Origin of the sequence: Streptomyces sp. URMC 126 (genome assembly GCF_051386555.1) — a bacterium.
Taxonomy (GTDB): Bacteria; Actinomycetota; Actinomycetes; order Streptomycetales; family Streptomycetaceae; genus Streptomyces.
Genome location: NZ_JBPQTX010001202.1, coordinates 1 through 245 on the forward strand (window position 1 = coordinate 1; position 245 = coordinate 245).

Annotated in this window: 1 pseudogene; it reads right to left on the bottom strand. The window is 76.7% G+C overall.

Annotated features, from left to right (window positions below):
* Positions 1-245 (bottom strand): annotated as a pseudogene (locus ACSNOK_RS35660) (transglycosylase SLT domain-containing protein); the annotation flags it as partial.

Below are 245 nucleotides of genomic sequence, written 5' to 3' on the forward strand. Positions count from 1 at the left end.
GCGTCGGCCTTGGCCTTGGCCTCGGCCTTGACCTTGGCGGCCTCGGCCTTCGCCTGCGCGGTGGCCTTGTCGGTGGCCTGCGCCCGCTCGGCGTCCTGCGTCTGGGCGAAGCTCTCCACGCTCTGCGCGACCGGCTTCACCGGCGCCGGCGCCGGCGCGGCCACGGCGTGCGAGGCGGCACCGAACGCCACAGCGGCGGCACCGGCCGCGGTCAGCGCCGCGGCGGAGAACTTGTGGGCCTTGGT